The 26,819-nt window shown below is 67.3% G+C and carries 23 protein-coding genes and 2 pseudogenes; 16 read left to right on the forward strand and 9 right to left on the reverse strand.

Annotation, left to right across the window (positions count from 1 at the left end; all coding sequences use genetic code 11):
• Positions 1-339: 339 nt before the first annotated feature.
• Both SLUN_RS28545 and SLUN_RS28550 read right to left on the reverse strand, forming a co-directional pair.
• On the reverse strand, positions 340-867 hold the full coding sequence (locus tag SLUN_RS28545; RefSeq protein ID WP_217503704.1) for a helix-turn-helix domain-containing protein: 528 nt from the start codon (positions 865-867) through the stop codon (positions 340-342).
• Positions 868-1,103: 236 nt separating this feature from the next.
• Entirely contained in the window at positions 1,104-1,682 is a 579-nt protein-coding gene (locus tag SLUN_RS28550; protein ID WP_108152854.1) for a TetR/AcrR family transcriptional regulator, read from the reverse strand.
• A gap of 266 nt (positions 1,683-1,948) precedes the next feature.
• Between SLUN_RS28550 and SLUN_RS28555 the strand changes: the two genes are divergently transcribed.
• Both SLUN_RS28555 and SLUN_RS28560 read left to right on the forward strand, forming a co-directional pair.
• Positions 1,949-2,701: an ABC transporter ATP-binding protein gene (locus tag SLUN_RS28555; RefSeq protein ID WP_108152855.1), complete on the forward strand. Its 753-nt coding sequence runs from the start codon at positions 1,949-1,951 to the stop codon at positions 2,699-2,701.
• Positions 2,698-5,124, forward strand: a complete 2,427-nt coding sequence (locus SLUN_RS28560; protein ID WP_108152856.1) for an ABC transporter permease — start codon at positions 2,698-2,700, stop codon at positions 5,122-5,124. The genes SLUN_RS28555 and SLUN_RS28560 overlap by 4 nt, the downstream gene beginning before the upstream one ends.
• A gap of 719 nt (positions 5,125-5,843) precedes the next feature.
• Here the strand turns inward: SLUN_RS28560 and SLUN_RS40525 are convergent.
• Complete coding sequence (locus SLUN_RS40525; protein ID WP_217505822.1) at positions 5,844-6,674, reverse strand: cutinase family protein; 831 nt, start codon at positions 6,672-6,674, stop codon at positions 5,844-5,846.
• Between the two features lie 485 nt (positions 6,675-7,159).
• Positions 7,160-8,317, reverse strand: a complete 1,158-nt coding sequence (locus SLUN_RS28570) for a Tn3 family transposase (protein ID WP_108154984.1) — start codon at positions 8,315-8,317, stop codon at positions 7,160-7,162.
• Here SLUN_RS28570 and SLUN_RS28575 point away from each other — a divergent pair.
• A complete protein-coding gene (locus tag SLUN_RS28575; protein ID WP_108152857.1) occupies positions 8,309-11,350 on the forward strand; it encodes a Tn3 family transposase in 3,042 nt (1,013 codons plus the stop codon). The genes SLUN_RS28570 and SLUN_RS28575 overlap by 9 nt on opposite strands.
• A gap of 145 nt (positions 11,351-11,495) precedes the next feature.
• Here SLUN_RS28575 and SLUN_RS28580 read toward each other — a convergent pair whose 3' ends face one another.
• Positions 11,496-11,675, reverse strand: a complete 180-nt coding sequence (locus SLUN_RS28580; RefSeq protein ID WP_108152858.1) for a hypothetical protein — start codon at positions 11,673-11,675, stop codon at positions 11,496-11,498.
• A gap of 166 nt (positions 11,676-11,841) precedes the next feature.
• Here SLUN_RS28580 and SLUN_RS28585 point away from each other — a divergent pair, with 166 nt between their 5' ends.
• Both SLUN_RS28585 and SLUN_RS28590 read left to right on the forward strand, forming a co-directional pair.
• Entirely contained in the window at positions 11,842-12,393 is a 552-nt protein-coding gene (locus tag SLUN_RS28585; protein WP_159100340.1) for a helix-turn-helix domain-containing protein, read from the forward strand.
• A gap of 269 nt (positions 12,394-12,662) precedes the next feature.
• Entirely contained in the window at positions 12,663-13,454 is a 792-nt protein-coding gene (locus SLUN_RS28590) for a recombinase family protein (protein WP_254710211.1), read from the forward strand.
• A gap of 208 nt (positions 13,455-13,662) precedes the next feature.
• Here the strand turns inward: SLUN_RS28590 and SLUN_RS28595 are convergent, their stop codons facing one another.
• Both SLUN_RS28595 and SLUN_RS28600 read right to left on the reverse strand, forming a co-directional pair.
• Positions 13,663-15,378, reverse strand: coding sequence for a Tn3 family transposase (locus SLUN_RS28595; protein ID WP_108152860.1), 1,716 nt, complete (start codon positions 15,376-15,378; stop codon positions 13,663-13,665).
• Positions 15,351-15,854 carry a DUF4158 domain-containing protein gene (locus SLUN_RS28600; RefSeq protein WP_159100341.1) on the reverse strand — a complete coding sequence of 168 codons (504 nt, stop codon included), beginning with the start codon at positions 15,852-15,854 and terminating at the stop codon, positions 15,351-15,353. Before SLUN_RS28600 ends, SLUN_RS28595 begins: the two co-directional genes overlap by 28 nt.
• Positions 15,855-16,037: 183 nt before the next feature.
• Here SLUN_RS28600 and SLUN_RS28605 point away from each other — a divergent pair, with 183 nt between their 5' ends.
• Together SLUN_RS28605 and SLUN_RS28610 are read left to right on the forward strand one after the other, a co-directional pair.
• On the forward strand, positions 16,038-16,412 hold the full coding sequence (locus SLUN_RS28605; RefSeq protein WP_108152862.1) for a hypothetical protein: 375 nt from the start codon (positions 16,038-16,040) through the stop codon (positions 16,410-16,412).
• Positions 16,409-16,948 (forward strand): GNAT family N-acetyltransferase, encoded by a 540-nt coding sequence (locus SLUN_RS28610; protein ID WP_108152863.1) that lies wholly within the window; start codon positions 16,409-16,411, stop codon positions 16,946-16,948. Before SLUN_RS28605 ends, SLUN_RS28610 begins: the two co-directional genes overlap by 4 nt.
• 107 nt (positions 16,949-17,055) lie before the next feature.
• Here the strand turns inward: SLUN_RS28610 and SLUN_RS28615 are convergent, their stop codons facing one another.
• The gene (locus SLUN_RS28615) at positions 17,056-18,036 is read right to left on the reverse strand and encodes a DUF2971 domain-containing protein (RefSeq protein ID WP_108152864.1); all 981 of its coding nucleotides are present in this window, start codon (positions 18,034-18,036) and stop codon (positions 17,056-17,058) included.
• A gap of 117 nt (positions 18,037-18,153) precedes the next feature.
• Between SLUN_RS28615 and SLUN_RS28620 the strand changes: the two genes are divergently transcribed.
• From SLUN_RS28620 to SLUN_RS28635, 4 genes and pseudogenes are all read left to right on the forward strand, one after another.
• Positions 18,154-18,612 carry a sigma factor-like helix-turn-helix DNA-binding protein gene (locus SLUN_RS28620; RefSeq protein WP_108152865.1) on the forward strand — a complete coding sequence of 153 codons (459 nt, stop codon included), beginning with the start codon at positions 18,154-18,156 and terminating at the stop codon, positions 18,610-18,612.
• A 132-nt stretch (positions 18,613-18,744) separates the two neighbouring features.
• Positions 18,745-19,437: pseudogene (locus SLUN_RS28625) on the forward strand (DNA-processing protein DprA); the annotation flags it as partial.
• A 242-nt stretch (positions 19,438-19,679) separates the two neighbouring features.
• Complete coding sequence (gene whiG / locus SLUN_RS28630) at positions 19,680-20,519, forward strand: RNA polymerase sigma factor WhiG (RefSeq protein ID WP_108152866.1); 840 nt, start codon at positions 19,680-19,682, stop codon at positions 20,517-20,519.
• Between the two features lie 69 nt (positions 20,520-20,588).
• Entirely contained in the window at positions 20,589-21,146 is a 558-nt protein-coding gene (locus SLUN_RS28635) for a TetR/AcrR family transcriptional regulator (RefSeq protein ID WP_108152867.1), read from the forward strand.
• Positions 21,147-21,291: 145 nt separating this feature from the next.
• Here SLUN_RS28635 and SLUN_RS28640 read toward each other — a convergent pair.
• Positions 21,292-21,840: pseudogene (locus SLUN_RS28640) on the reverse strand (murein hydrolase activator EnvC family protein); the annotation flags it as partial.
• Between the two features lie 268 nt (positions 21,841-22,108).
• Between SLUN_RS28640 and rpsB the strand changes: the two are divergent.
• From rpsB to SLUN_RS28665, 5 genes are all read left to right on the forward strand, one after another.
• Positions 22,109-23,080, forward strand: a complete 972-nt coding sequence (gene rpsB, locus SLUN_RS28645; RefSeq protein WP_108152868.1) for a 30S ribosomal protein S2 — start codon at positions 22,109-22,111, stop codon at positions 23,078-23,080.
• A gap of 106 nt (positions 23,081-23,186) precedes the next feature.
• Positions 23,187-24,023: a translation elongation factor Ts gene (tsf, locus tag SLUN_RS28650; protein ID WP_108152869.1), complete on the forward strand. Its 837-nt coding sequence runs from the start codon at positions 23,187-23,189 to the stop codon at positions 24,021-24,023.
• Between the two features lie 160 nt (positions 24,024-24,183).
• A complete protein-coding gene (gene pyrH / locus SLUN_RS28655) occupies positions 24,184-24,969 on the forward strand; it encodes a UMP kinase (protein ID WP_108152870.1) in 786 nt (261 codons plus the stop codon).
• A 127-nt stretch (positions 24,970-25,096) separates the two neighbouring features.
• Positions 25,097-25,654 (forward strand): ribosome recycling factor, encoded by a 558-nt coding sequence (frr, locus tag SLUN_RS28660; RefSeq protein ID WP_108152871.1) that lies wholly within the window; start codon positions 25,097-25,099, stop codon positions 25,652-25,654.
• The gene (locus SLUN_RS28665) at positions 25,654-26,766 is read left to right on the forward strand and encodes a phosphatidate cytidylyltransferase (protein ID WP_108152872.1); all 1,113 of its coding nucleotides are present in this window, start codon (positions 25,654-25,656) and stop codon (positions 26,764-26,766) included. Before frr ends, SLUN_RS28665 begins: the two co-directional genes overlap by 1 nt.
• Positions 26,767-26,819: the final 53 nt, after the last annotated feature.

Below are 26,819 nucleotides of genomic sequence, written 5' to 3' on the forward strand. Positions count from 1 at the left end.
GTTGGGTTACGCCGGGCGACAGCTTGAGATCGAGCCGCTTGTCCATCTCCAAGCGGAAGGTGCCGTAAGGGCTGATGTTCGACCAGAAGAGCGCGGTCAGCCCGCGCCGGTTCCCGGCGACCCTAGCCCCAGGCGACAGCCCGGCGCCGGTCTTCCGTACAAGGCCCCACGATCGTGCTCCGACCTGCTACGCAACCAAGATCAACTGCTTAGCGTTAATGGCTGTCCCGTTGGTCCAACCGCCGCCAATTGCATCAGACGCGAATTCGCGACGGTATGCGAACCGGCCTGCGTGGGGGTGTCAACCGCGCCGCGATCCCGTGGAGTTGTGCGCCTGCGTTACCGGTGACGATAGCGGCCGGCAGGACCTTGACGCCACTCACCCGAGGGGCTGACCTGCGGGTTCTCTGAGGGTTCGCATAGGATGCGGTTTTCTCGCATCTGATGCGAGTCACGGAGAGTCAGATGCGGCTTGAGCTGGAACTTCCGCCAGATCCGGCCCACGGTCGACTTCGACAGACCACTGTGCTCGGCCATCGATTTGCGCGACCAGTGGGTAGCGTTCTTGGGAAGCTGCTCCAGCGTCGTGACCACGACCGCTTCCACCTCATCGACGCCGATGGTGGGCGGCCGGCCCGGCCGGGGCTCATCCACGAGGCCGTCCAGGCGGTCGGCGAGGAACCGCCGCCGCCATTTGCGGACCGTGTCGGCACTCACCCGCAGGTCCCGGGCGACAGCGACGATCGGTGGCACCTCCGGCCCCGCGCACGCCAGCACAATGCGTGCGCGCAGAGCCAGGGACTGGGCCGATGTGGCCCGACGCGTCCACCGCTCCAACATCGCCCGCTCATCAGCGGACAGCAGCATCGGTTCCAGCTTCGGGCCTCGACGAGGAACTGACGCACCAGCAGCAGAAGTCACACCACAACTAACGATCAACTACTGGCGCAGGACATTAGGAGAGCCCCGCCAGTAAGTACCAAGCCCGGGTTACATGATTCTGGTCTGCCGGGAAGCAGGCGCCCAGCGAACCTGCTGTCCCACCGGGCGGTGCGGCCGTCCTGGGGCGACAACGGGCCTGGACTTCATTTCGACGCTCGCCGTCATAGGTTGAGGGCGTCCCTCACCCCGGGCACGGCCACCGCGTGGAACATCTCGTCGAGCTCTGTCGGCCGGTACTGCAGGCCGTCATCAATCCACCAGGTCAGCAGCGACGCGAACCCGCCGGCGACGAACGGCACGACCGTGGCGAGCGGTACCCGGGTCGGATGCCGCGCCGGCAGCCGCCGGGACAGCTCCTCGCGGGCGAGGTCGGCGACCATCTCGTCGAACCACCGCCGCAACAGCGGGCCACCCCGCCGCCCCACCAGGAGCGGGCTGAGGTGGCGGTTGTCGTAGGCGTGCTCCAGCAGGGGCAGGCTGAAGGCGAAGAACCGGCCGGTGCCGGCGGGCCGGGCGGTACCCGCCTCGCGCAGCTCGTCCTGCAGGTTCTCGACGCCGTGGCGGAGCAGGTCCTCCTTGTCGGTGAAGTGGGCGTAGAACGTGGTGCGGCCGACATCGGCCCGCTCGATGATGTCCCGCACCGTGACGGACTCATACCCCTTCTCCATCATGAGCTGCACCAGCGCGAAGTGCAGCGCCTGCCTGGTCTTGCGTACCCGCCTGTCCGGACCCGTTGCCATGTGCGTTTCCCGTCTCTGACCGAACATTTCGCTGCCGGCTGTTTCGTTTCGAACAGCTCGGCTCGCTTTGACGGTTGCCCTGCCCTGGCAACTCGCGATTACGTAGGAGCCGAACACCTTGTTCGGTTTCAAACCTATCGTTCGGAAACGGTACGGGGCCAGGCTTCGGCTCGCCTCACATAGAAATGCCGTTCGCAGCCGGCCGGTTCGGGGCACGGGCACAGCTTCTCGGCCCTCGCCGCCGCTTCTTCTGGAGGTACCACCACATGCGCGACACAACGTTGCCCGCGTCCGGCACCGGGGGTGTCGATCCCGGCACCCAGGCAATCCGGGTGCGCGGCATCGTCAAGGAATACAACCTCTCCTCGGGTGCCTTCACCGCACTCGCGGGCGTCGACTTGGAAATCGAGGCCGGCGAGTTCGTCGCCATTGTCGGGCGGTCGGGCAGCGGGAAGACCACGCTGCTCAACCTCCTCGCCGGCATCGATCGGCCGACCTCCGGGGAGATCAGCGTCGCCGGCACGGCCGTCCACGCGCTGCGCGAGGCCGAGCTCGCGGCCTGGCGCGGGCGGACGGTAGGCCTGGTCTTCCAGTTCTTCCAGTTGCTGCCGACTCTCACGGTCGCCGAGAACGTGATGATCCCCATGGACTTCTGCCGCACGTTCCCCGCCGGGGAGCGGCGCGGGCGCGCACTCGCCCTGCTGGAGCGCATGGGCATCGCCGAGCAGGCCGACAAACTGCCCTCTGCTCTCTCCGGCGGCCAGCAGCAGCGGGCCGCCATCGCCCGGGCGCTCGCCAACGACCCGCCGATCCTGCTGGCCGACGAACCGACCGGCAATCTCGACTCGCAAACCGGCGACGCGATGCTGCAGTTGTTCACCGACCTCACCGCCGAGGGCCGGACCATCGTGATGGTCACCCACGAACGCGACGTCAGCCGGTACATCAGCCGCGAGATCACGCTGGCCGACGGCCGGGTCGCGGGCGCCGGTGCGAGTGCCGCCGGGGTGACGGCATGACCCGGCTACGCTGGCGCAAGGTCGCGCGGGACCTGTGGAACGCCCGTACCCGTACCGCCATGATGATCCTCGCCATCGCGGTCAGCCTCACCGCGGTCGGCGCCGTCCTGGGCGCCCGCACCATCGTGTTGCGGGAGATCGACCGCAACTACCTGGGCACCCACCCGGCGTCGGCGACCCTGCACCTGTCGGGCAAGCCCGACGCGGCAGCCGTCGCCGACGTCCTGGACCAGCCCGACATCGCCGACGCGACCGTGCGCGGCTCGGTGAAGGCCAGGGTCCGCGTCGACGGCCGCTGGGAGCAGTTCATGCTCTGGGTCGTCGCGCCCGACGACCCGATGCGCATCAGCAGCTTCACCGTCGAACAGGGGGACTGGCCCACGCCGGCCGCCGAGATGCTGCTCGAACGCAGCTCCCTGAGTTACTTCGGCGTGGCCAACGGAGGCAGCCTGGAGGTGCAGACCCCGAACGGCAAGCCCCAGCGCGTCACCGTGACCGGGTCGGTGCACGACCCGAGCCTGGCTCCCTCGGAGCAGGAGACCGTCGGTTATGGATACCTCACCGAGGCGGCGCTGCAGCGCCTGGGGGAGAACGTCGCGCTCGACGAGCTGAAGCTCGTGGTCGGCCCGGACGCCGCTCACCCGACGCGCAGCGCCGAGGAGATCGAACAGGCCGCCGGGCGGGCCGGTGCCGTACTCGCCGAACGCGGCCTGCGCGTCACCGCGATCGAGGTGCCGCCGCCCTACCGCCATCCGCACATGTCGCAGATGGAGTCCGTCACCACTCTGCTGCTCGTCTTCGCCGGGCTTTCGGTCGTGCTCAGCGCCATCCTGGTGGCGACGATGCTTGGAGGGCTCCTCGCCCAGCAGATACGCCAGATCGGGATGATGAAGGCGGTCGGTGCGCGTACCCGCCAGATCCTGCAGCTGTATCTGCTCATGGCCCTGCTCATCGCAGCGGCCGCCACCGCCCTGTCGATCGTGCCGAGCCTGCTGACCGGGCGCTACCTCGCCGGGGTCATTTCGGAACTCCTCAACATCGACCTGGTCAGCGTCGCGGTCCCCGCCTGGGTCTTCACCGTCCAGCTACTCGCAGGCCTCGGCGTCCCGCTGCTCGTCGCACTCGTGCCGCTGGTACGGGGCAGCCGCGTCACCGTGCGGCAGGCCATCGACGACCACGGCACCGGGACGGGGGACGGCTCCGTACGGGGCACCCGGTTCACGGCATGGCTGGGGTCGCAGCGCGGCGTCGACCGGTCGCTGGTGATGGCATCGCGCAACACAATGCGGCGCAAGGGGCGGTTCGCGCTCAACCTCACCCTGCTCGCCGTCGGCGGCGGTCTCTTCATCACCGGCCTGAATACGGCCGGCGCATGGACCGCACTGGTCAACGAGGGGCAGGCCAACCGCCACTACGACCTGGAGGTCAAGCTCAACGAGCCGGTATCCGCCGCCACGCTCGACGGACTGCTGCGCCCACTGCCCGGCGTCGCCGATGTGGAGGCGGTCGCCTCGTGGAAGACCGCGATGACCGGCACGGACGGCCTCGACGTCAGCCACACCTACCCCGACGGCGGGCATGGCAGCTTCAGCATCACGGCCGCCCCGCCGGACAGCTCCATGCTCACCCTGCCCGTCATCGAGGGACGGTCGCTGCGGCCGGATGACACCGACGCGGTCGTGCTCAACCAGCTCGTCCCGATATACCAGGACATCGAGGTCGGTGACGAGGTCTCACTCACCGTCGCCGACCGGCCCTCCACCTGGCGCGTGGTGGGGCTGGTCTCCAACTTCGGCACCCACGGCACGGCGTACGTCACGCCGGACGGCATGGAACGGGCCGTCCCGGTGCCCGGACAGGCCTCGCTGATCCGGGTCACCACCGAGGGTCACGACGACGACGCCCGCCGGGCCGCGCTGAACCAGATCGAACGCACGCTCGCGACGGAAGGGGTGAATGTCGCCTCGGCCGTGCCTGTTGACCAGCTGGAGACAGCGCTGGACGGGCATGTGGCCGTGCTCATCGCCATCCTGCTCGCCCTGGCCGCCGCCATGGGCGTGGTGGGTTTGCTCGGCCTCGGCTCCAGCATGAGCACCAGCGTTATCGAGCGGACCCGGGAGTTCGCCGTGCTCAGCGCCGTCGGGGCCACGCCGGGCGCGGTACGCCGGATCGTCGTCAGTGAGGGCGTGCTGGTCGCGGCGATGAGCGTGGCCATCGCCGTCGTCGTCGCGCTACCACTGACGCGGGTGCTCGGCGACTTCGTCGGCGATCAGGCCTTCCATCTGCCCCTGCCCTTCAACCTGTCAGGCCCGGCCGTGTTGCTGTGGCTGACCCTCGTCCTGGTCGGGGCAGCCGCGGCCACCATGGCTGCGGCGTGGCGCGCCGGCCGGCTGACCGTCCGTGAAGCCCTGTCCGCAGTCTGAAAGGACCGCTGTGAAGAAGATCCTTCTCATCGTGCTCGCCCTGGCCGCCATCATGTTCATCATCCACGTGAGCATCAACGGGCTCCCCGTACTCGACTCGCTCAACCCGCACGGGTAGGCACCATAGGCTCGTAGCGGCACTGCCCGGCCCGGCCCGGAGGGCGCCGGGCCGGGCTCGGGTGGTTGTCCGCGAGTGCCATCTCCCGCGGGGAGTGTCACAAGCTGCTGCGACTTCCCGTAGGACCTGTCGTAGCTCCAGCCCCCGGGCACAAGCCCGATACGGACGCACTCGCCTGCGTGCACCACTTCAAATGGCGTCTCGGCGTCCTGGACGACCTGCGCCGCCGGGTGCAGCGGTTCTCCTCCGGCGACTGCGACAGAACCATCTCGTCCAACGCTCCGGTGCGGCGGGCGTACTCCCCACGACCGGCCGGGCGGGCTGCGGCCGGTCGCCAGCGCGTCCTGGTGATGCCGACGCCCTCGGTATCACCACGTCACCACGACCAAGATCGCCGGCGAGTCCCGGAGAGACCTGAAGCCGATACGCCCCCAGCGACCACACACGGTCACCAGAGGCTGGACCCCACGGAGAACTGGCGACAGTTAAATACGCGAGCCTGCCAGTACAAGGCCGTATACGAGAACAGAGCCATGATCGGCAGAGAGGACCCCGGCTTGGCCGGGGTCCTCTCATATTGGGGAGCGATCTTGGGCGTCAGTCAGCCGCTGGGTGGGATGACCAGAGCCGTTTCTGGGAAGATCAAGTTGCCATTGTCGCTCGACGGGTACCCATGGTCCCGCGCAGCTTGCTCGATCACGGATCGGTTGGCGTCGTAGATCCTCCGCCACTGGGTGCCGTCACCGTAAGTCCTCTCAGCAAGGCCCCACAGCGTGTCTCCACTCACCACCGTGTGCGTGCTGCGACAACCCGTCACGAGGCACGTTGCCTCTGCTGCTGCTGATTCTGCCGCTCCACTCTCCTCGTAGCCTTGGGGTAGATGCGGCCTGACGAGGCACTTGACTGCGCCAACGAGACCACCCCGTTCATTGCGTCCGCAGGCGTCAAGCTGCTCCAGAAGCTGCTGGCGTGGCAGACGCTCTTGGACGTCGCTGCAGAGCAGGTCTCCCGGGTTGCACCGTTCGATCGTGCGTCCCGCGAAAGCTTCCGAGCTTCCGTGCAGGACAGGTGTGACGTTCTCGGGATCTGCGAACAGGACGACAGCCCGAATGCGGTTGGCCACGGCGTCCGGGAGATCGTCGAGGGTTTTCTCGATGGCAATGACTCCTGTGGAGTAGCCAACGAGTACGAGGCAGGCGTCTTTCGGTTCCTTGTCCAGGTGCTCGATCAGGTTCTCGGCACCTTTGTCCGTCACAGATTCCAGCCCCGGCACGTTCACGCCGCCCGTCAGAGCGGGGTAGTCCACCTCATCGGGAGTCACGCCGCCGCCCGGCAATTCGGGGTTGAGGACCTTGATGCCAGCTTCTTTCAGCTTCCGGGCCAGAGGGTCGACTGCCCACGTTCCGTGGGTCGGGTCGTTGTACCCACCCACGTAGACGATCTTGACGCCATGTTCACACGTGGCCGACCCCTCGGTCGACTCACCCAGCACCGAGGGCTGTTCGGATGGTTGACTCACCGAAGGGGGTACAGCCGGGGGCGCGACGCTAGGGGCAGACGTCGACGGGCTGGGCGTGGGCGTCGAGGGACTGGGCGACGTCGTCGTGTGCGTCGGGGTCGGCGTCGGTGTCGCCGGTGCTGTGGTGTGTGTGTCCGCGGGCGTAGGTTCGGGGGTCTGCGCCAGGGCTGTGTAGCTGGACGTGAGGACCAGGGAGCCCGCAGCCAGGCCGGTGATGGCCATCAGGGCTATTCGGTTGCCCGGGCGTATTCGGGGAGTCGTCGCTTTATGCGGCGGCTTCCGTCGCATATTCCACCTCCTGGGGGAATTTTGCACAGAGTCACCAGTAAGCGACGTTATGTGAGGACCCTGGTCGGCGCGCCGCGCTGGTACGCCGAACGGGGACACGGACCTCCTGGTCAGGCCGCTTCGGTGAAGTCCTCGCGCAGCGGGGTGAAGTCCACGTCGAGCTTCGGGTCGTACGCGTCGGGCTGGATGCCGAGCTCGTGGGTGCTGTACTCGCCGAACCGGTTGATGTGCTCCGTCAGGTAGGGCGAGATGTGGGCCAGGTCCTCCGGATCGATCTCCCAGCCCTCTTCCAGCAGTTGCCGCACGATCTCGGCGATGTCCAGGGCGTTGTGGAAGATAACCGCGTTCGTGAGCAGGGCGTTGAATTTCATCGCCTTCTCCTGCTCGATCGGGTCGTTGTCGGCGATGACACCCCGGTTGCCGAAGCCGATCCACTGGGAGAACCGGTTGAACGACTCGACCTTGTTCGTCGCCGCCGTCACCCGCCGGCGCAGCGGCGCGTCCGAGAGGTAGCGCAGCAGCTGCACGGTGCGGATCACGCGGCCGACCTCGCGGAAGGCGGCGTAGGTGGCGTTCTTCTTGGAGCCCGAGCGCAGCCGCTTGAGCAGTGTGGAAGAAGAGATGGCGCCCTCGCGTACGGAGACGGCCACCCGCATCAGGTGGCGGAACTGGGACTCGATCAGGTCGAAGTCGATGACGTTCTTGCCCGCCTCGCCGAACAGGGCGTCGATGTGCACGTACTCCGTGGTCTTGCTGGGCCGGTAGAAGGTCATGCCCTTCCAGTTCCTGATCCTGGGCATCAAGTCGAAGCCCAGCAAGTGCGCGAGCGCAAACACCGGCTGGGACTGGCCTTGCGTATCGGCGTGCACGGTGGTGGGCTTCACCTCGGACGTGTTCTTCAGCAGGCCCTCGATGATGTAAACGGCCTCCCACACCCCGCACGGGATGAAGTGCGTGAACAGCGCGATGTAGGTGTCCGAGACGTGGTGGTAGGCGATGCCGCCCGGCTTGCCGTATCTGACGCTCGTCTCGGCCAGCAGGTTGTCCAGGTAGGTGTCCATGTGAGTGCCGTCCGCCGCGACGGCGGTGCCGTCGCCCCACGCCTGGGAGATGTCGAGGCGGGCGTGCGCGTTGACGAGGCCTTGTTCTCGTATAGCTACCGCCAGGTGGCGTGTAGCGCTGAGTAACTTCCATAGCTTTGGTTTCCCCGCCCTGACCGCCTCGTTGAGCTGAACGAGTGACGGCGAGGGGTGGGGTGGATGCGGCAGGACTGGGAGCCGGAAGACCTGATCGAGGTCTGGACGCTGCTCGAAGACGACATGAAGAAGGTGCGGAACAAGTCCGGAGCGACCCGGTTGGGCTTCGCTTTGTTGCTCAAGTTCTTCGAGGTGGAGGCCCGGTTCCCGGAGTCCGCCAAGGAGATGCCCGCAGCGGCGGTGGAGTACGTGGCCCAGCAGGTGAAGGTTCCCGCCGGGGCGTGGGCGGACTACGACTGGCAGGGCGACCGGATCAAGCGGCATCGCAAGGAGATCCGTGAGGCGTATGGGTTCCGGGCGAACACCGAGGAGGACCAGGGGCGGCTGGCCGAGTGGCTGGCCGCTGAGCTGTGCCCGGTGGAGCTGTCGCGGGATCGTCTGGCGGCGGCGGTGGTGGCCCGGTGCCGTAACGACCACATCGAGCCGCCGGCCCCAGGGCGGGTCGGGCGGCTGGTGGGCAAGGCGGTCACGGACTTCGAGGCCCAGTTCTGCCGCAGCAGGGTGGAGAGGATCTCGCACGCGACGCGCTCGCGGCTGGAGGACCTGGTCGCCGGCAGCGAGGACGAGGCGGGCGAGGGAGCGGACGGTGAGGGCGCGGTGGCGGGCGGCGGGCGTTCGCACTTCGCCGAGCTGAAGACGGACCCGGGGGCGCCGGGGCTGGAGAGTCTGCTGGCGGAGGTGAACAAGCTCCAGCGGGTGCGGCGGCTGGAGCTTCCTGCGGACTTGTTCGCGGACGTGTCGGAGAAGCTGGTGGACGCGTGGCGGGCGCGGGCGTCGAAGGAGTACCCGGCGAACCTGGAGCGGATGAAGCCGCCGCGGCGCCTGACGCTGCTGGCCGCGCTGTGCTATGTGCGGCAGACGGAGATCACCGACTCGCTGGTGGACCTGTTCATCCAGCTCGTGCTGAAGATCAACACCCGGGCGGAGCGGAAGGTCGACAAGGAGCTCAACGCCGAGCTGAAGAAGATCCGGGGCAAGGAGGGCATGCTGCTGCGGGTCGCGGAGGCGGCACTGTCCGAGCCGTCCGGCACGGTGCGGCGGGTGATCTACCCGGTGGTCGGCGGGGAGAAGACGCTCAAGGCGCTGGCGGCGGAGGCCGCGGCGAACGAGGCCCGCTACAAGGCCAGGGTCCGTACGGTGCTGCGGTCGTCGTACTCGGCGCACTGGCGCCGGATGCTCTCGCCGCTGCTGGGCGCGCTGGAGCTGAAGTGCAACAACACCGCCTACCGGCCGGTGATGGACGCGATCGACCTGCTCCAGCGCTACCTGGACCAGCCTTTGAAGGAGGGCGCGTTCTTCGATCCGGCGGAGAGCGTGCCGCTCGCGGGGGTGGTGCCCGAGCACTGGCGGGCGGCGGTGGTGGACGACAAGGGCCGCATCGAGCGCATCCCGTACGAGCTGTGCGTGCTGGTGGCGCTTCGGGACGCGGTGCGGCGCCGCGAGATCTGGGTAGTGGGGGCGAACCGGTGGCGTAACCCGGAGGACGACCTGCCGGCGGACTTCGAGGACAACCGGGACGTGCACTACGCCGCGCTGGGCCAGCCGCAAGACGCCGGGGAGTTCATCGCCACCCTGCAAGGCAAGCTCCGCACCTCGCTGGACCGCTTCGAGCAGGCGCTCGCGGAGGGCACGACGGGCGGGGTGGCGATCGTCAAGAAGCACGGCGAACCGTGGATCAGAGTCTCCCCTCGCGGCAAGCAGGAGGAGCCGGAGAGCCTGGTCGCCATCAAGGGCGAGATCGAACGGCGCTGGGGCACCATCGACCTGCTGGACATCCTGAAGTACGCCGAGTTCGACACGGACTTCATCGCCGAGTTCACCTCGGTGGCCACCCGTGAGATGCTGTCGAAGGATGTGCTGCGGCGCCGCCTGCTGCTGGTCCTGTTCGGCCTGGGCACGAACATGGGGATCAAGCGGGTCGCGGTGACCGGCAAGCACGGCGAGTCGGAGGCGACACTGCGCCGGGTGCGGCACCTGTTCGTCAACCGCGCCAACATGCGCGCGGCCTTGCGGAAGCTGGTGAACGCCACCTTCGCCGTCCGGGACGAGATGTGGTGGGGCACCGGCACCGCGTGCGCCTCCGACAGCCGCAAGTTCGGCGCCTGGTCCAGCAACCTGATGACCGAGTGGCACCAGCGCTACCGGGGCCCCGGCGTGATGATTTATTGGCATGTGGAGCGGAAATCCGTCTGCATCTACTCCCAGCTGAAGTCCTGTTCGGCCTCCGAGGTCGCCTCGATGATCGAGGGCGTGCTGCGGCACTGCACCGACATGGTCGTCGACCGGCAGTACACCGACACGCACGGCGCCTCCATCGTCGGGTTCGCCTTCGCGCACATGCTCGACTTCAAGCTGATGCCCCGGCTGAAGAACATCGGATCGGCGAAGCTGTACCGGCCGGCGGCCGGGGAGGACGACAACTGGCCGAACCTGGGCCCGGTGCTCTCCACCAAGACGATCGACTGGGACCTGATCACCCAGCAGTACGACCAGATCGTGAAGTACACCACCGCCCTGCGCCTGGGCACCGCCGAGGCCGAGCAGGTCCTGCGCCGGTTTACCCGGGGAGGGCCGAAGCACCCGACGTACCGGGCGATCGAGGAGCTGGGCCGGGCGGTGCGGACCTCGTTCGTCTGCGACTACCTCGCGGACGTCGAGATGCGCCAGGAGATCCACGAGGGGTTGCAGGTGGTGGAGAACTGGAACTCCGCGAACAAGGACCTCTTCTACGGCAAGGACGGTGACCTGGCCGGTGCGGACAAGGAGTCCCAGGAGGTCAGCATGCTCGCGCTGCACCTGCTCCAATCCGCGCTGGTGCACGTCAACACGCTGCTGATGCAGGAGGTCCTGGCTGATCCGAAGTGGGCGGACAAGCTCACCGACGCGGACCGGCGGGCGCTGTCGCCGCTGTTCTGGACCCATGTGAATCCGTACGGCCGGTTCGAGCTGGACATGAACAGCCGTCTCGATCTGGACCTGTCCATCCGGGCGATGGTGCCCGGCCCGCGCACCCCGCAGGGGGAGGCAGCCGCAGCCCCGGCGTGACACCACGGTTCCGTTCCTGGTCGGAGCCGTGGTGAAGACGACGTTGCCCGGGACGCTTCAGCGTCCCGGGCAACGTGCGTGAGCGGCCAGCGGCAGAGCTACCCCGGATCAGGGGGCGTCCGCCTGGCGGAGCCCACGCGTTACATCAGCGAATCATGCTTCGCACAACACTGTAGACGGCCCGCCCTGCCTGGGGGGCGTACGTCTTGTACTGCTCCTGCGCAGTGTGGGCGACGTTCGTCATGATCGTGGAGACGTAGGGAACGATGTTGTTGACCAGCACGCCCGTGACCGCAGGCGGGGGCGTCGGGGGAACGTAGCTCATGGTTGACCCTTCTCGAACGGTAGTCCGATACCCCAACATGTCGTCAGGGCTTGGGACTTGAACCCGGCGAGGGTTCGCCCGTACTGGCATTTTGCTCTCGATGGGGTTATCAATACAAGCCCCCAACGGGTACTCGATTTATACAGGCCCAGGATATGGTGGTGATGTGACCACAGCTACGGGTGAGGCGATTAGACAGCTCCGCGAATCTGCGGGGCTGAGCAGGAAAGAGCTTGCGAACGCGGCTGGTATCAGCCTGGTCTTTTTGATCAAGGTGGAGCATGGTGACCGCGGTCTGTCGCCCAAGACTCTCGCAAAGATCGCCCAGGCACTCGGTCTGACAGTCAAGGAACTGGCGACGAAGATTGCAGTGCTTGAGGCGAGCGCAGCTCCTACCGAGGAAGCGATGCGTCGTGGCCTCATGCGGGCCGCAGCGATCGGTGGGAGTACAGCTGCCCTTATCCGGCCTCTGATCGGAGCCGCACTTCCCCTCAGTCCCGCAGGCGTACTTGCCGCTGCCGCGACCGCGGCAGTGGTGGCGGCACGGCGCATGCAGAAGGCAACGGACCACGGCTCCCCAGAAGCTGACCTTCCGCTAGATATCGACGCGGTGCGACGGGAGCTCATCGCAAGGGTGGAGGCAATGCCAGCGGAGCAGCTGGCAGTCCTCATTGCTCTTGTTGAGGAAGCCGAGGCCGAGGAAGGCGCTGCGTCCTGATTGCTGGACAACAAGTGGCGCCACCGGGCGCGTGCAGGCCGGTGACCCTGCGTTGGCCTCCGGCGAGGGTTTGAAGTGGCGGCGGACGTTCGATCGCGCGCCGGGGACCACATGTGCACCGGTGCTTCCCATAAACGACCCTTTCCCGGAGTAAGGTCAAGAAAGGGCGGTGGAGGCGGTCCGAAGCACGAATTCACTGTCACAACTCGTCCTCACTCAAAGTGAAACCAGGCATGTTCTGGGAATTGTTTGTGACAGTATCCGAGGTCATGACGGACCATCAGCCCGCACTCGCGTCCGAAGCGGACGACGTCGAGCGCCACCCCTGCCCACGCTGTCACGCCTCGGCAGGTTCACCCTGCCGCTCGCGCTCCGGCGCGGTCGCCGGCACCTACCACACCGGCCGCTTCACGAAGGTGCCCCGGCTCGCGAAACTTCTGCGCGTACCGACACCCGCCGACCGCGGCCCCGGCCAGCCGTGGCGGCCCGGCACCCCGGCGCCCGCGCCCGTCGACCCGAACACCCCGAGCGCGGACATCCGCATCGGGTACGCGAGGTGCTCCAGCCTCACCCAGGAACTCCAGTCGCAGCTCGACGCGCTCGCCGGACACGGCATCCCGCGAGACAAGATCTTCGCCGAGAAGATCAGCACCCGGGTGCGGGTCCGCCCGCAGTTCGAGGCCGCGCTCGCCGCCGCCAGGGAGATCAAGGCGCACGCCCCGCACTGCCGGGTGATCTTCACGGTGAACGAGATGAAGAGGCTGGGGCGCGACGCCGCTGAACTGACCGCGCTCGCCGATCACCTCACCGCCCACGGCCTGGTGCTGGAGATGCTCGCCGGTCCCCTTCAGGGGATGTACGACCCCAGCGGTCCGGGACGCCTGCTGTTCGGGTTCTTCGCGGCGATGGCGGAGACGGAGCGGGAGAACATCCGGGAGTCCACCCTCGAAGGGCTCGACGCCGCAGCCCGCAAGGGCAACCACGGCGGCAGGCCTCCGGTCATCACCGACGACATGCTGCACACCGTGCTCCGCCGCCGCGCGAACGGCGAGACGGTCTAGGACATCCAGCCCGACCTGCTCATCCCCACCGGCCGCCGCAAGGGGCAGAGCCCCAGCCTCTCCAGCATCTACCGGGCGCTGGCCGAGCACGAGAAGACCCAGGCGTACCCGGAGGCCGTGCAGGCGGCACACGCCGACTTCGCCGCCCTCCACCAGCGCGACCACAGCCCCAAGTAGTTACTCAGCGCTACACGACACCTCGCGGTAGCTATACGAGAACAGGGCCGACGAGGTCGGCGATCGCTTCGTTCAGCAGCACCAGGGAGAAGTGCCGGTTCGCCGTGTACGCCAGCTCGTGCCCGCTCACCCCGGGGATGTGACGGGCGGCCTCGTACGGGCCCATGTTGGTGCCCTTCACGAACGTGGTGATCACATACCTGCCGAAGGGGTCTTGGAGCTTGGGCTCGTTGCCGGAGGCCGGGCCGAACCGGCGCCACCACTCCACCCAGTACGCCGTGCGGGCCAGAATCCCCATCAGGGAGCGCTCCGGCATCCTGGCCTTGATCTCCTCCTCCAGCCGCTTCGCAGACGGCCGCTGCCCCTCCGCCCGGTGCGCCTTGAGCGACGGGATGCCCGTCTCCGGGTCGATGACCAGGCCCTCGTTGTCCGGGTAGCCGGCGTCCGCCGCCGCGGCGGCACCTCGCAGCTTGTCCTCCAGCTGTCGGCGGAAGAAGGCGGCGTCGAACTCGGCCGCCTCGCCTTCCTCGCACAGGCCGACCTCCACCAGGTAGGACGCCAGCTTCTCCTGCACGGCCTCCCAGGCCAGCAGCTGCTGGGACCAGTCCGCGTACTCCTCCGAGCCCACCACGGCTACGTCTCCGGTGCGCAGTTCCTCGGCGAGCGCGGTGAAGACCATCGCCTCGAAGTGCTTGCGGACGAACTGCCCCGGCCGCGTCTTGTCGACCACGGCCTTCTGCCAGTTCTGCGTGGCGAAGGAGATGTCCACCGCGCGGCCGTCCTCGCCCAGGGCGCTGATGTACTCGCCGCGCGCCGCCTGGTGCCGCTGGGCGTGCGCGAGCGCGTCCAGGACCCGGCCGTCCTCGGACGTCGCGGTGAACTCCAGCTTCTCGGCCAGGTCGAACATCACCGCCCGGTCCCGGCCGATCTGCCCGTACAGCAGCACCTCCCAGAAGTTGCCGTGGTGAGCGGAGACCTTCTCGATCTGCTCGTACTGCTTGGCGAACCCGCCGAAGCCCTCCACCGCCTTCGTGACCGCGCCGAGCCCACCCGCCTGCACCGCCTGGGCCCTGGCCAGGGCGAGGACCGCCGGGGAGACCCTGCCCTCCAGCCGCCGCGCGACCTCGTCGGCGGGTGCCTGTTCGTCCAGGCCGTCCAGGGCCGCTCGGACCTCGGCGGTCATGGACGCGGCCTTCTCCAGCGCCGCCTGGGCGGGACCGCCCTCGTCGATGTTCTTGAGCACGGTGCGGTAGTTCCCGATCAGGGCCTCGACGATCTCCCGCTCGGCCAGCCGGATCTCCTCCAGCTCCACCTTGGCCTTCTTGATCTTCATCGCCACGCGCTTGCAGAACATCGTGGCCAGGTCGTCGCGGACCCGCATCCGCGCCTTGTGCGTCAGGCATGCCACCAGCGCGAGGCGCTTGACGGGCTTGTAGTCCCGCAGCTCCGCCACGTCGGCCGCGTCCGCCTCCCCGGCGAAATCGGTGATCTTCCCCGCCGCGATGTCGTCCATCCACACGCCCGTGTCGCCGAGCTCGTCCACCCATTCCAGCCGCTTGGCCAGGTTCTTGAAGTGTGACCAGGTCGGGCCCTGGTCGGGCTTCTTGAGCCGGTTGAACAGCGTCGTGCCGTCGCTCTGGCGCTCTTCCAGCAGCCGCAGCAGCCCCGCCCGCTCGGGCGCGCTCATCCGGTCGTGGATGCCCGCGCAGATCGAGGCGTTCACCTCGCCGCGGATCTTCGAGGCCATCGCGTCGAAGGTGGAGAACGCCGGCAGCTCCGCCCGGCCTCCACCACTTTCTCCAGCGCGATGTTGATCAGGTCGGCCGGGCGGTTCTTCGCTGCGGCCTCCTTGCGGATCGACTCCTCGGCGATCCGGCGGGCCCGAGCCTGGTCGTACGTCGCGCCCACCCGGCGGCGCACCTCCGTACGCTGCCGCTCGGCGGTCCGGCCCGTCGCCCACAACGACATGGTGCCCTCCGGCAGCTCCACCGCACGGCGGACGAAGTCGACCACCATTTCCGGGTACTCGTCCGGCTTCGGGAACCGCCCCATCCGCTGATACGACTTCAGCGCCAGCAGCAGCGCGAGCTGATGGCCATCAGCGTCCATCCGCTCAGCGGCCCACGCCGCCTCCTCCCGCGTCGGCGAGAAGAACAGATGCAGCTCATGCGCGGTGATCAGCCGCTTGAACCGCGGATACGCGGTCCGCTCGATCGAGGTCAAGATCCCCACCCGGCCCGGACGACAGCCCAACGTCACACCAACGACACTGAGCTGAACGGGTGACGGCTCCGCCAACGCGCAACCCAAGATCAACTATTGGCGGCTTCTGGCCTCACCTCGGCGACACCCCGAAGTGGTCCGTGAACACTGTCCCCGCCCCGGGGAGCCCGATACTCTGGAACGGTGAAGGCGAAATCGAACGATGAAGCGAACCAGGCGAAGACCCTCGCCGGGTCGGTTCGTCGCGCCTCCAAGTCGATCGTCTGGAACACCAGTAAGGCTGGCAAGACCAGCATGGCGCTGCTGACCTCAGCCGGTCGGCGGAACCAGAAAACCGTGGTCAAGGGCTCAAAGCTGGCCAACAGCAGCATCACCAAGGGTGGGATCGGCACCCGGGTGAAGGTCAAGAACGCGCTGAAGAAGCCACCGGCCAGGAAGCCCAGGCCGACGCTGATCGAGCAGATCAAAGCACCGATGACAGCGGCAGAGGCCCGCAGGCTAACTGAGGCACTTCATGCTTCCGACCGTCCGACCAGGAAGCTGCCGCCTCGCCCGTGACCCTTTTTGTCGTCTGGAAGATCGCGAACAAGCAGCAGGACGCCCGGGCTATGGAGGCCTTCACATGCGCCGTGAAACACCCTCCAAGGAACCGGGCGTTCTCCTGGGAGCTGGAAGTCCAGAAGTACTTCCACAAGGCAGTCTGGGCCGACACGAATGAGTCCAGCCACCTTGGCCAGCGCTTCCGGATCGCCGACGACGGTGAAGGCATAGCCGCCGCCTATACCCACGCACGGCTCGCAGACCAGCCCGAGTTCACCCCGCCGGCCGGAGAGCAGACCAGGCTCCTCGTCATGCTCGGCATCGCGGTCCGTCACCGGCACCAAGGCGGCAAGTTCGCCGACGAAGTCCTCCTGGATGCTCTCTACGACATCTTGGACTCTGAACCGGACAGCGCGAGGGTTAACGTCCTGGCCAAGGTTCACATGCACAACATCCCGAGCCAGAAGATGCTGGCGAGAGCGGGATTCCAGCACAACACAGCGGGAACTCCCACCAAGCCCCTCGCCTGGTGGGGTCTGACTCTGGAACGCTGAAGACGTTGGATACCGTTTACAGCGCAAAACGCCTGCTGCACCCCTTGAACTCAGTGCCCACGGGTGGGGTTACTAGCGGCGAGAGGGCGAGTTCACCTTCAACATCTCTAGAGTCTGAGTGACGAAGCCGACGGTGTGACCTTCGCTTTCTTCGCTCCAAAGCGGTCGAGAAGTTGGCGAGTACCATTCATGCGTTCCATGGGGTGGCGCCCAGGGCCCACGATGACTTCATCCACTGCATCAGGTGTGAATTTCAATGGGATATACGGCGTGACTCCGACGGGGCCCGGTCGAAACTCTACGTCATCGCCAATTACTTCCCTTGGGATCATGAGACGCCATTCTTGCTCCTCCTCGAACGAAGGATCCTTGACCATGGTCAGTGCTTTCAGGTAATCCTGCATCAAGGTAATGCCTGGATGTAGTGATCTCGGAAGCAATCGATGATCCCCGTAACAAGCTAGATCAAATCCGTAACGGATCCAGTCGAACTCCCCATCCTCGCGATTTGACAAGGATTCCAACATGTCGGGCCTGAATCCGATTGCATAGCCCCCTACTCCACCGTAACCACGCCACTGGCTGAGTAGATCTCCATTGCCGCAAAAACAGCAGACGTATATATGGCAGGGCGAAGACTCGGACGGTCCGCCAACTCTCTGAAGGTCCGCAATGATGTCGCTGAGCACCGGCAGGAGACCCGTCTCGTCCGGTGCCTTCATGTGAACTTTGCGACGCGCTCGCCGCTGTTCTCGCAGGCGGAGTTCCTTGATGATGTTTGCGTGCCGGTCGAGTCTCAGCTTCCCATTTGCTTGCTGATCGCGAAGGGTAATGTTTTGCTCTTCCACCCGAAGGATGCTCAATAGATTGTCGCGAGCGTATATTAGCTCTTGGGCGTCGTTTAGAAATTCAACGTCAGCGGCCCGGATGTTGCCCGATGACATGATTCCCTGCAGTCCGGCCTGGTCTGTGTAGTGGTAAGCCCGTTTGAGTCTCGACGGGGCAGGATTCCGTTGACGGAAATCTTTGAACCAATCAGACCTGAGTTTCTGGAGCCCGTCGGGCGGGATCATGATGGATTCGGCCATGCCAACTCCATGCCTTCACGAATGAATGGCGGGCGGGCGCTCGGCCGTGGAGGCCAGCGCCACCCTTCCGTGAGTCCTCCGATCTCAACCGTATGACCCGTTGCCAACTTTCTCTCGTTGAGGACGAACCCGTCATTCCGTGATGTTGTCTACGTCGCGGCGTATACGCGCCGCACCGACCTGGACGACGTCGCTCGCGTTCTGGAGTCGCTCTTCGGACAGTGGGAGCGGGTGGCGAGAATGTCCAACCCGCTGGGCTATGCAGTGGCTGCCGCGCGGAACCGGGCGGTCGACGTGCTGCGACGGCAACGGGAGATTCCCACCGACAGTGAACTCCTCATCCCGCTCGTTGAACAGCAAGATCATGGAACGGCGGTTGGTGACTCCGATGTTCTGGAGGACGTGCTTTCCGCGGTGAAGGCGATGCGCGGGCAGATGGGACGGGTGCTTCTCATGAGCCTCGCTGGCCTGGGCCATGGGGAGATCGCCGAGCGCCTGGGAGTCACGCAGAGCACGGTCAGACTGTTGCTGCATCGCGGCTGGCGGCAGCTCATGGCCTCCGATGAGGTCCGCTGACGCTCTCGCCGTATATAGGGAGAACGGCATTCAGGGCAGCAACAGTGCTGTTGCAAGGCTTGCGTCGGATCCCGGTAGCTTCACCTGGGCGGTCGCTGCGCGGGGGCTAGCTGCACCTTCAGAATCAATGGCGGAAGAACGTTCGGAGTCGACGGCTCCGCGCACCGCGGCGCGCTGGCCGCGGGCGGGGCCACCGTCGCGGTGCTCGCCTGCGGGGTCGATGTCGCCTATCCCCGCGGCCATGCCGAGTTGATCGGGCGCATCGCAGAACAGGGCCTGGTCATTGGGGAGTTGCCGCCAGGCGCCCACCCCACGCCCAGCAGATTCATCCTCCGGAACCGGGTGATCGCCGCACTGACCAGGGGAACCGTGGTCGTGGAGGCCCAATACCGCAGCGGTTCGCTGGTCACGGCGCGCAGCGCGCAGAAGCTCGGCCGTTTCACGATGGGCGTCCCAGGCCCCGCCACCAGCGGGCTCTCGGCCGGCGTGCATGAACTCCTACGCGGTGAGAGCGTGCTGGTCACCGATGCCTCCGAAGTGGCCGAGCTGGTCGGCGACATCGGTGACCTCGCCCCGGACCGTCGAGGCCCCGTGCTCCCCAGGGATCTGCTGGATCCCGCCAGCGCACGGGTCCTTGAGGCCATACCGGCCCGCGGCGCCGTCGCCGGTGACCAGGTGGCGCGCGGAGCGGGGACGACGGCCGACGAGGCGCTCGGCAGGCTGTACGAACTGCATTCCCTGGGGTTCGTCGAACGGCACGGCGACCGCTGGCAGTTGACACACAGCGCGATCCGCAGCTCGAACGCGCGGCGAGGCGGTACTTGACCTGGGGCATTCGGGTGAAAAGGTGATGCCGATGACCTTTGGAGTCCTGCGGTTGGCGCCCGAGGGGCCGGCGCGCGCGGTGTCGGCCCTGGTTCGAAGATGTGGCCGACGGCCGGTACCCGCACAGGTTCGTTCCCCCGATCTTCGCCCACCGCGACGGTTCAGTCACGCTACGCTCACCAGGATTCCGGCCCAGGCGCTCGTCCCCTCCCACATCACAGCAGAACGGCTCAAGGCAACGCATGCCCCAGCAGCACACCTCCGGGTCTGACCGCGCGGCAGTGCCACCCGCTGCCCGTGGCACCGTGCGGCCCCCCGCTCCCTCGTCGCTCGACGAGTTGTGGCGGTCGTACAAGGCCACGGGTGACGAGCGGCTGCGGGAGCAGTTGATCCTGCACTACTCGCCACTGGTGAAGTACGTCGCGGGCCGGGTGAGTGTGGGGCTGCCCTCCAATGTCGAGCAGGCGGACTTCGTCTCCTCCGGAGTCTTCGGACTCATCGACGCCATCGAGAAGTTCGACATCGAGCGGTCCATCAAGTTCGAGACGTACGCGATCACCCGCATCCGCGGTGCGATGATCGACGAGCTGCGCGCCCTGGACTGGATCCCACGCTCCGTGCGGCAGAAGGCCCGGGCCGTGGAGCGCGCCTACGCCACGCTCGAGGCGCAGCTGAGACGTACGCCCTCCGAGTGCGAGGTCGCCTCCGAGATGGGGATCGGCGTTGAGGAACTGCACGCGGTTTTCAGCCAGTTGTCGCTGGCGAACGTCGTCGCGCTGGAGGAGCTGCTGCACGTCGGCGGCGAGGGCGGCGACCGGCTCAGCCTGATGGACACCCTTGAGGACACCGCCGCCGACAACCCGGTCGAGGTGGCCGAGGACCGCGAGCTGAGGCGGTTGCTCGCCCGCGCCATCAACACCCTTCCCGAGCGCGAGAAGACCGTCGTCACCCTCTACTACTACGAGGGCCTCACGCTCGCCGAGATCGGCAATGTTCTCGGCGTGACGGAGAGCAGAGTCAGCCAGATCCACACAAAGTCGGTGCTGCAGCTGCGGGCGAAGCTGGCCGACGTCGGGCGGTGACGCCGAATCGTCCCTCCCCCAAGGAGACATCCGTAGAGTGGTGACGTGCCCAGGATTCGAGCGGCCTCCGTGGCCGAGCACCGGACGATGCAGCGCGCCTCCCTGCTGGACGCCGCACGGTCCCTTCTGTCCGAAGGCGGTACGGAGGCGCTGACCTTCCCCGCTCTCGCCGAGCGCACGGGACTGGCCAGGTCCTCCGTCTACGAGTACTTCCGCTCGCGCGCCGCCGTCGTCGAAGAGCTCTGCGCGGTCGACTTTCCCGTCTGGGCGGCGGAGGTCGAGGTCGCGATGCAGCAGGCGGACACGGCCGAGGGCAAGGTCGAGGCCTATGTACGCCAGCAACTGCAGCTGGTCGGGGACCGACGCCACCGCGCGGTTGTAGCCATCTCGGCAAGCGAGCTGGATGCCGGCGCGCGGGAGAAGATCCGTGCCGCGCACGGCGGGCTGATCGCGATGATCGTCGAGGCGCTCGGAGAGCTGGGCCAGGACGAGCCCCGGCTGGCCGCGATGCTGCTGCAGGGCGTCGTGGACGCGGCGGTACGCCGTATCGAGCTCGGCGCGGCCGAGGATCCGGCGGTGATCGCCGACGCGGCGGTGGCGATGGCCCTGCGAGGCGTACGGGGCTGATCCCGCCCCGCAGCAGCCGCCGCGCCACAGCGGCCGTGGCCAGGAGCAACGCCGCGTGCACGGCGTCGGCAGCCCCAGCGAGAGCCGGAGCGTCAACCGGCTCGTCAACCGGTGCGGCAGCCGGAGAAAGCGGCGGTTCAAGGGCCGGGACGCCGAAGACCGGGAGCAGTCGCGACGGGCCGCGGCGCAGCAGCCAGGGCGGCAGCAGGGACAGCGGATCCAGATACTCCGTGCCCCGCAGCAGCCCCCAGTGCAGGCAGCCCGCGGCACAGTGCGAGGGCCCCGGCGCGATGGTGGCCACCACCTGGCCGGCGCTCACCTCCGCGCCCTGGGCAAGCAGCGGGCGGACCGGCTCGTACGTTGTGCGCAACGGCGGCTCACCCGTACCGGTGAGAGCGATGACGAGCACGCCACGGCCCGCGACCGGGCCCGCGAACGAAACCCGGCCGGGTGCCGCGGCCCGCACCGGGGTGCCCGGCGGCGCGGCCAGGTCCACTCCGCGGTGCCCCGCCCCGTACGTCGAAGCAGGCGGCTCCCAGCCCCGTACGACCTGAGGGCGTGGCGGCCCCAGCGGCCAGCTCCTGTCGCCGTCGGCGGCCAGGGCCGGACCCGCGCCCGCGATGAGCAGGGCGAGGGCAAGGGCAAGGACAGGGATGAGCAAGGACAGTAGGGGGACGAGAGGTCTGCGGTGCATGACGCGGTACATGGCACAGACCGTCCCGCGGAACACCGCAACCGCGCTGATCATGGTCCGGATCTGTGGAGTACCGACCGGTTGTGGACAGCGCCGTCACCCGGCACCGTGCCGGTCCCGTACACTTCTTCTGGCGATCCGGTCACCGGGTCGACTTCGCACGCCCCGCCACCACACCCTCCGCGGTCGGTGGCCGCGCTCCTCGGTCCCTTGTGGCACGGCGCGTCGGGGCGTCAGGATAAAACCGAGAACTCAAGGAGATACGGCCATGGCCGTCGTCACGATGCGGGAGCTGCTGGAAAGCGGCGTCCACTTCGGTCACCAGACCCGTCGTTGGAACCCGAAGATGAAGCGTTTCATCTTCACGGAGCGCAACGGCATCTACATCATCGACCTGCTCCAGTCGCTGTCGTACATCGACCGCGCCTACGAGTTCGTCAAGGAGACCGTCGCCCACGGCGGCTCCATCATGTTCGTCGGTACCAAGAAGCAGGCCCAGGAGGCCATCGCCGAGCAGGCGACGCGCGTTGGTATGCCGTACGTCAACCAGCGCTGGCTGGGCGGCATGCTCACCAACTTCTCCACCGTCTACAAGCGCCTTCAGCGTCTGAAGGAGCTTGAGCAGATCGACTTCGAGGATGTGGCCGCGTCCGGCCTCACCAAGAAGGAGCTCCTGGTCCTCTCTCGCGAGAAGGCCAAGCTGGAGAAGACCCTCGGTGGTATCCGCGAGATGTCCAAGGTGCCCAGCGCCGTCTGGATCGTGGACACCAAGAAGGAGCACATCGCCGTCGGTGAGGCGCGCAAGCTCAAGATTCCGGTTGTCGCGATCCTCGACACCAACTGCGACCCCGACGAGGTCGACTACAAGATCCCGGGCAACGACGACGCGATCCGCTCCGTCACCCTGCTCACCCGCGTGATCGCCGACGCCGTCGCCGAGGGCCTCATCGCCCGTTCCGGCGTCGCCACCGGTGACTCCAAGCCGGGCGAGAAGGCCGCCGGTGAGCCGCTCGCCGAGTGGGAGCGCGACCTCCTCGAGGGCGAGAAGAAGGCCGACGACGCCGAGGCTCCGGCCGACGCCGAGAAGCCGGCCGAGGCTGCCGCCGACGCCGAGAAGCCCGCCGAGGCTGCTGCCGAGGCTCCGGTTGCCGAGGCTCCGGTTGCCGAGGCTCCGGCTGAGGTTCCGGCCGCTGAGGCCCCGGCTGCCGAGGCTCCGGCCGCGGACGCCGAGCAGGCCTGACCTCACAGGTTCGGTAGTTGACGGCGGGGGACGGTGCCACAGGCACCGGCCCCCGCCGCTCACCCGTAGATCTTCGACTTTCGACTTTCGAGAGAGATTCAAGGACATGGCGAACTACACCGCCGCTGACGTCAAGAAGCTCCGCGAGCTCACCGGCGCAGGCATGATGGACTGCAAGAAGGCGCTGGACGAGGCCGAGGGCAACGTCGACAAGGCCGTCGAGGCGCTGCGCATCAAGGGTCAGAAGGGCGTCGCCAAGCGCGAGGGCCGCTCCGCCGAGAACGGCGCCGTCGTCTCCGTCATCTCCGACGACAACACCTCCGGTGTCATCGTCGAGCTGAAGTGCGAGACGGACTTCGTCGCCAAGGGTGAGAAGTTCCAGGCCGCCGCCAACGCGCTCGCCGCGCACGTCGCCGCCACTTCACCGGCCGACATCGACGCGCTGCTCGCGTCCGAGATCGAGCCCGGCAAGACCGTTCAGGCGTACGTCGACGAGGCCAACGCCAACCTCGGCGAGAAGATCGTCCTGGACCGCTTCGCGCAGTTCTCCGGTGCCTATGTCTCGGCGTACATGCACCGCACCATGCCCGACCTCCCGCCGCAGATCGGTGTCCTTGTCGAGCTCGACAAGGAGAACGCCGAGATCGCCAGGGGCATCGCGCAGCACATCGCCGCCTTCGCGCCCAAGTACCTCTCCCGCGAGGACGTCCCGGCCGAGATCGTCGAGACCGAGCGCCGGGTCGCCGAGGAGACCACGCGCGCCGAGGGCAAGCCCGAGGCCGCCCTCCCGAAGATCGTCGAGGGTCGTGTCAACGGCTTCTTCAAGGAGGCCACTCTCCTTGGCCAGCCGTACGCGCTCGACAACAAGAAGTCTGTCCAGAAGGTCCTGGACGAGGCCGGTGTCACCCTGAAGCGCTTCGCGCGCATCAAGGTCGGCATCTGACCCGTTAAGCGATCGACACGGGAGCCCGCTAGGGTTTCTTACGCAGTCGCCGGTCGCACTCGCGCCGGATGACCGCAGATCTGACGAGGAGGCCATTGCCGACAGGGACACCAGCACCCACCGGCAATGGCCTTCTTCGTATGTGCACGAGGAGATCTCCATGAACAAGGGCGCGGACGCCAACCAGGCTGCCGACGACAAGAGCGACGACCAGGCCGGCAAAAGGGCCGGACGCTTCATGCTGAAGCTGTCCGGTGAGGCGTTCGCCGGCGGCGGGGCGCTCGGCGTCGACCCCGACGTCGTACACGCCATAGCGCGAGAGATCGCCGCGGTCGTACGTGACGGCGCGGAGATCGCGGTCGTCATCGGCGGCGGCAACTTCTTCCGCGGAGCCGAGCTCCAGCAGCGCGGCATGGACCGGGCCCGCTCCGACTACATGGGCATGCTCGGTACGGTGATGAACTGCCTCGCGCTCCAGGACTTCCTGGAGAAGGAGGGCATCGACTCCCGTGTCCAGACCGCCATCACCATGGGGCAGGTCGCGGAGCCGTACATTCCACTGCGTGCCGTGCGGCACCTGGAGAAGGGCCGCGTCGTCATCTTCGGCGCCGGTATGGGCATGCCCTACTTCTCCACCGACACCACCGCCGCGCAGCGCGCCCTGGAGATCGACGCCGAGGCTCTGCTGATGGGCAAGAACGGCGTCGACGGGGTCTACGACTCCGACCCCAAGACCAACCCCGACGCGGTGAAGTTCGACGCGCTGGAGTACGGCGAGGTGCTCTCCCGCAACCTCAAGGTCGCCGACGCCACCGCCATCACTCTCTGCCGTGACAACGATCTCCCGATCCTCGTCTTCGAACTGCTCACCGAAGGCAATATCGCGCGGGCCGTCAAGGGTGAGAAGATCGGCACTCTCGTGAGCGACCAGGGCACCCGGGCCTGACTCCGGGCACGTCCCTCGAGGGATGGACAAAGTCCTGCCGGTCGGACACCGTGCAGGAAAGACGCGACGCAGGTTCCGCCGGCCCTGTTGCACGCCGGGCCTACTTCAAGACACGCAGGAGCAAGTGGTGATCGAAGAGACCCTCCTCGAGGCCGAGGAGAAGATGGAGAAGGCCGTCCTGGTCGCCAAGGATGACTTCGCCGCGATCCGCACCGGACGTGCGCACCCGGCGATGTTCAACAAGATCGTGGCGGACTACTACGGTGCGCTGACTCCGATCAACCAGCTGGCCTCGTTCTCGGTTCCCGAGGCGCGCATGGCCGTGGTGACCCCGTTCGACAAGACCGCGCTGCGCAACATCGAGCAGGCGATCCGGGACTCCGACCTCGGCGTCAACCCGAGCAACGACGGCAACATCATCCGGGTGGTCTTCCCCGAGCTCACGCAGGACCGCCGCAAGGAGTTCATCAAGGTCGCCAAGACCAAGGCCGAGGACTCCAAGATCTCGATCCGCTCCGTGCGCCGCAAGGCCAAGGAGACCATCGACAAGCTGATCAAGGACGGCGAGGTCGGCGAGGACGAGGGCCGCCGCGCGGAGAAGGAGCTCGACGACACCACCGCGAAGTACGTCGCGCAGGTGGACGAGCTGCTGAAGCACAAGGAAGCCGAGCTGCTCGAGGTCTGATGAACGACTCTTCCTGGGGGGCCCCGCCGAGAGCCGGTTACTGGGGGCCGCCCGACCAGGGGCCTGCCCCGGCGGGTCCCGCATACGATGAGCATGACGCACAGCAGACTCGGCCCATGCCCATCGTGCCGGACTTTCCCGACGCAGGTAGAGACGCCGAAGACCGTGACGACGGCGACGACCGAGATGACCGCGACCGGGGGGCCGCTCGGCCGAGCGGCCCCCTGTTCCGCGACGAGATGCCGCAGGAGCCCATGCCCACCCCGCCGTCGGCGGCACCCGAGCCGCCGCAGAAGAAGCGGGCCGGCCGTGATCTGCGGGCGGCCATAGGGGTAGGCGTCGCGCTGGGCGCGGTGATCGTCGCATCGCTCTTCATCGTCAAGGCCGTGTTCGTCGGCGTGATCGCGGTCGCCGTGGTGGTCGGGCTGTGGGAACTGACGTCGCGGCTCGAGGAGCGCAAGCAGATCAAGGCGCCGCTGGTGCCTCTCGCGGTCGGCGGCGCGGCGATGGTCGTGGCCGGGTATGTGCGCGGCGCGGAGGGCGCGTGGGTCGCGATGGCGCTCACGGCGCTCGCGGTGCTGGCCTGGCGGATGACCGAGCCGCCCGAGGGCTATCTGAAGGACGTCACGGCGGGCGTCTTCGCCGCGTTCTACGTGCCCTTCCTGGCGACCTTCGTCGCGATGATGCTCACCGCGGACGACGGGGCGCAGCGGGTGCTCACCTTCCTGGTGCTGACGGTGGTCAGCGACACGGGTGCGTACGCCGTCGGCTGGCGCTTCGGCAAGCACAAGCTCGCACCGCGCATCAGCCCGGGGAAGACCCGCGAGGGCCTGGTCGGAGCGGTGACGTTCGCGATGGTGGCCGGTGCACTGCTCATGCAGTTCGTGATCGACGACGGCACGTGGTGGCAGGGTCTGCTGCTCGGCTTCGCGGTCGCGGCGAGTGCGACGCTCGGTGACCTGGGCGAGTCAATGATCAAACGGGACCTGGGCATCAAGGATATGGGCACGCTGCTGCCGGGGCATGGCGGCATCATGGACCGGCTGGATTCGCTGCTGCCGACGGCCCCGGTTGTCTGGCTGCTGCTCGTGATCTTCGTAGGAAGCGGCTGACCTGCGCGTTTGAGTCGAGGGGTTCGTTGTCCACAGGGCGGCGAACCCCTCTT

It is taken from the genome of Streptomyces lunaelactis (assembly GCF_003054555.1).
Taxonomy (GTDB): domain Bacteria; phylum Actinomycetota; class Actinomycetes; order Streptomycetales; family Streptomycetaceae; genus Streptomyces; species Streptomyces lunaelactis.

Coding starts and splice junctions, on each gene's coding strand:
- SLUN_RS28545 (WP_217503704.1), bottom strand. CDS start 867: ATGCTGCTGTCCGCTGATGAGCGGGCGATGTTGGAGCGGTGGACGCGT.
- SLUN_RS28550 (WP_108152854.1), bottom strand. CDS start 1,682: ATGGCAACGGGTCCGGACAGGCGGGTACGCAAGACCAGGCAGGCGCTG.
- SLUN_RS28555 (WP_108152855.1), top strand. CDS start 1,949: ATGCGCGACACAACGTTGCCCGCGTCCGGCACCGGGGGTGTCGATCCC.
- SLUN_RS28560 (WP_108152856.1), top strand. CDS start 2,698: ATGACCCGGCTACGCTGGCGCAAGGTCGCGCGGGACCTGTGGAACGCC.
- SLUN_RS28575 (WP_108152857.1), top strand. CDS start 8,309: ATGCGGCAGGACTGGGAGCCGGAAGACCTGATCGAGGTCTGGACGCTG.
- SLUN_RS28580 (WP_108152858.1), bottom strand. CDS start 11,675: ATGAGCTACGTTCCCCCGACGCCCCCGCCTGCGGTCACGGGCGTGCTG.
- SLUN_RS28590 (WP_254710211.1), top strand. CDS start 12,663: ATGACGGACCATCAGCCCGCACTCGCGTCCGAAGCGGACGACGTCGAG.
- SLUN_RS28595 (WP_108152860.1), bottom strand. CDS start 15,378: ATGGCCTCGAAGATCCGCGGCGAGGTGAACGCCTCGATCTGCGCGGGC.
- SLUN_RS28615 (WP_108152864.1), bottom strand. CDS start 18,036: ATGGCCGAATCCATCATGATCCCGCCCGACGGGCTCCAGAAACTCAGG.
- whiG (WP_108152866.1), top strand. CDS start 19,680: ATGCCCCAGCAGCACACCTCCGGGTCTGACCGCGCGGCAGTGCCACCC.
- rpsB (WP_108152868.1), top strand. CDS start 22,109: ATGGCCGTCGTCACGATGCGGGAGCTGCTGGAAAGCGGCGTCCACTTC.
- tsf (WP_108152869.1), top strand. CDS start 23,187: ATGGCGAACTACACCGCCGCTGACGTCAAGAAGCTCCGCGAGCTCACC.
- pyrH (WP_108152870.1), top strand. CDS start 24,184: ATGAACAAGGGCGCGGACGCCAACCAGGCTGCCGACGACAAGAGCGAC.
- SLUN_RS28665 (WP_108152872.1), top strand. CDS start 25,654: ATGAACGACTCTTCCTGGGGGGCCCCGCCGAGAGCCGGTTACTGGGGG.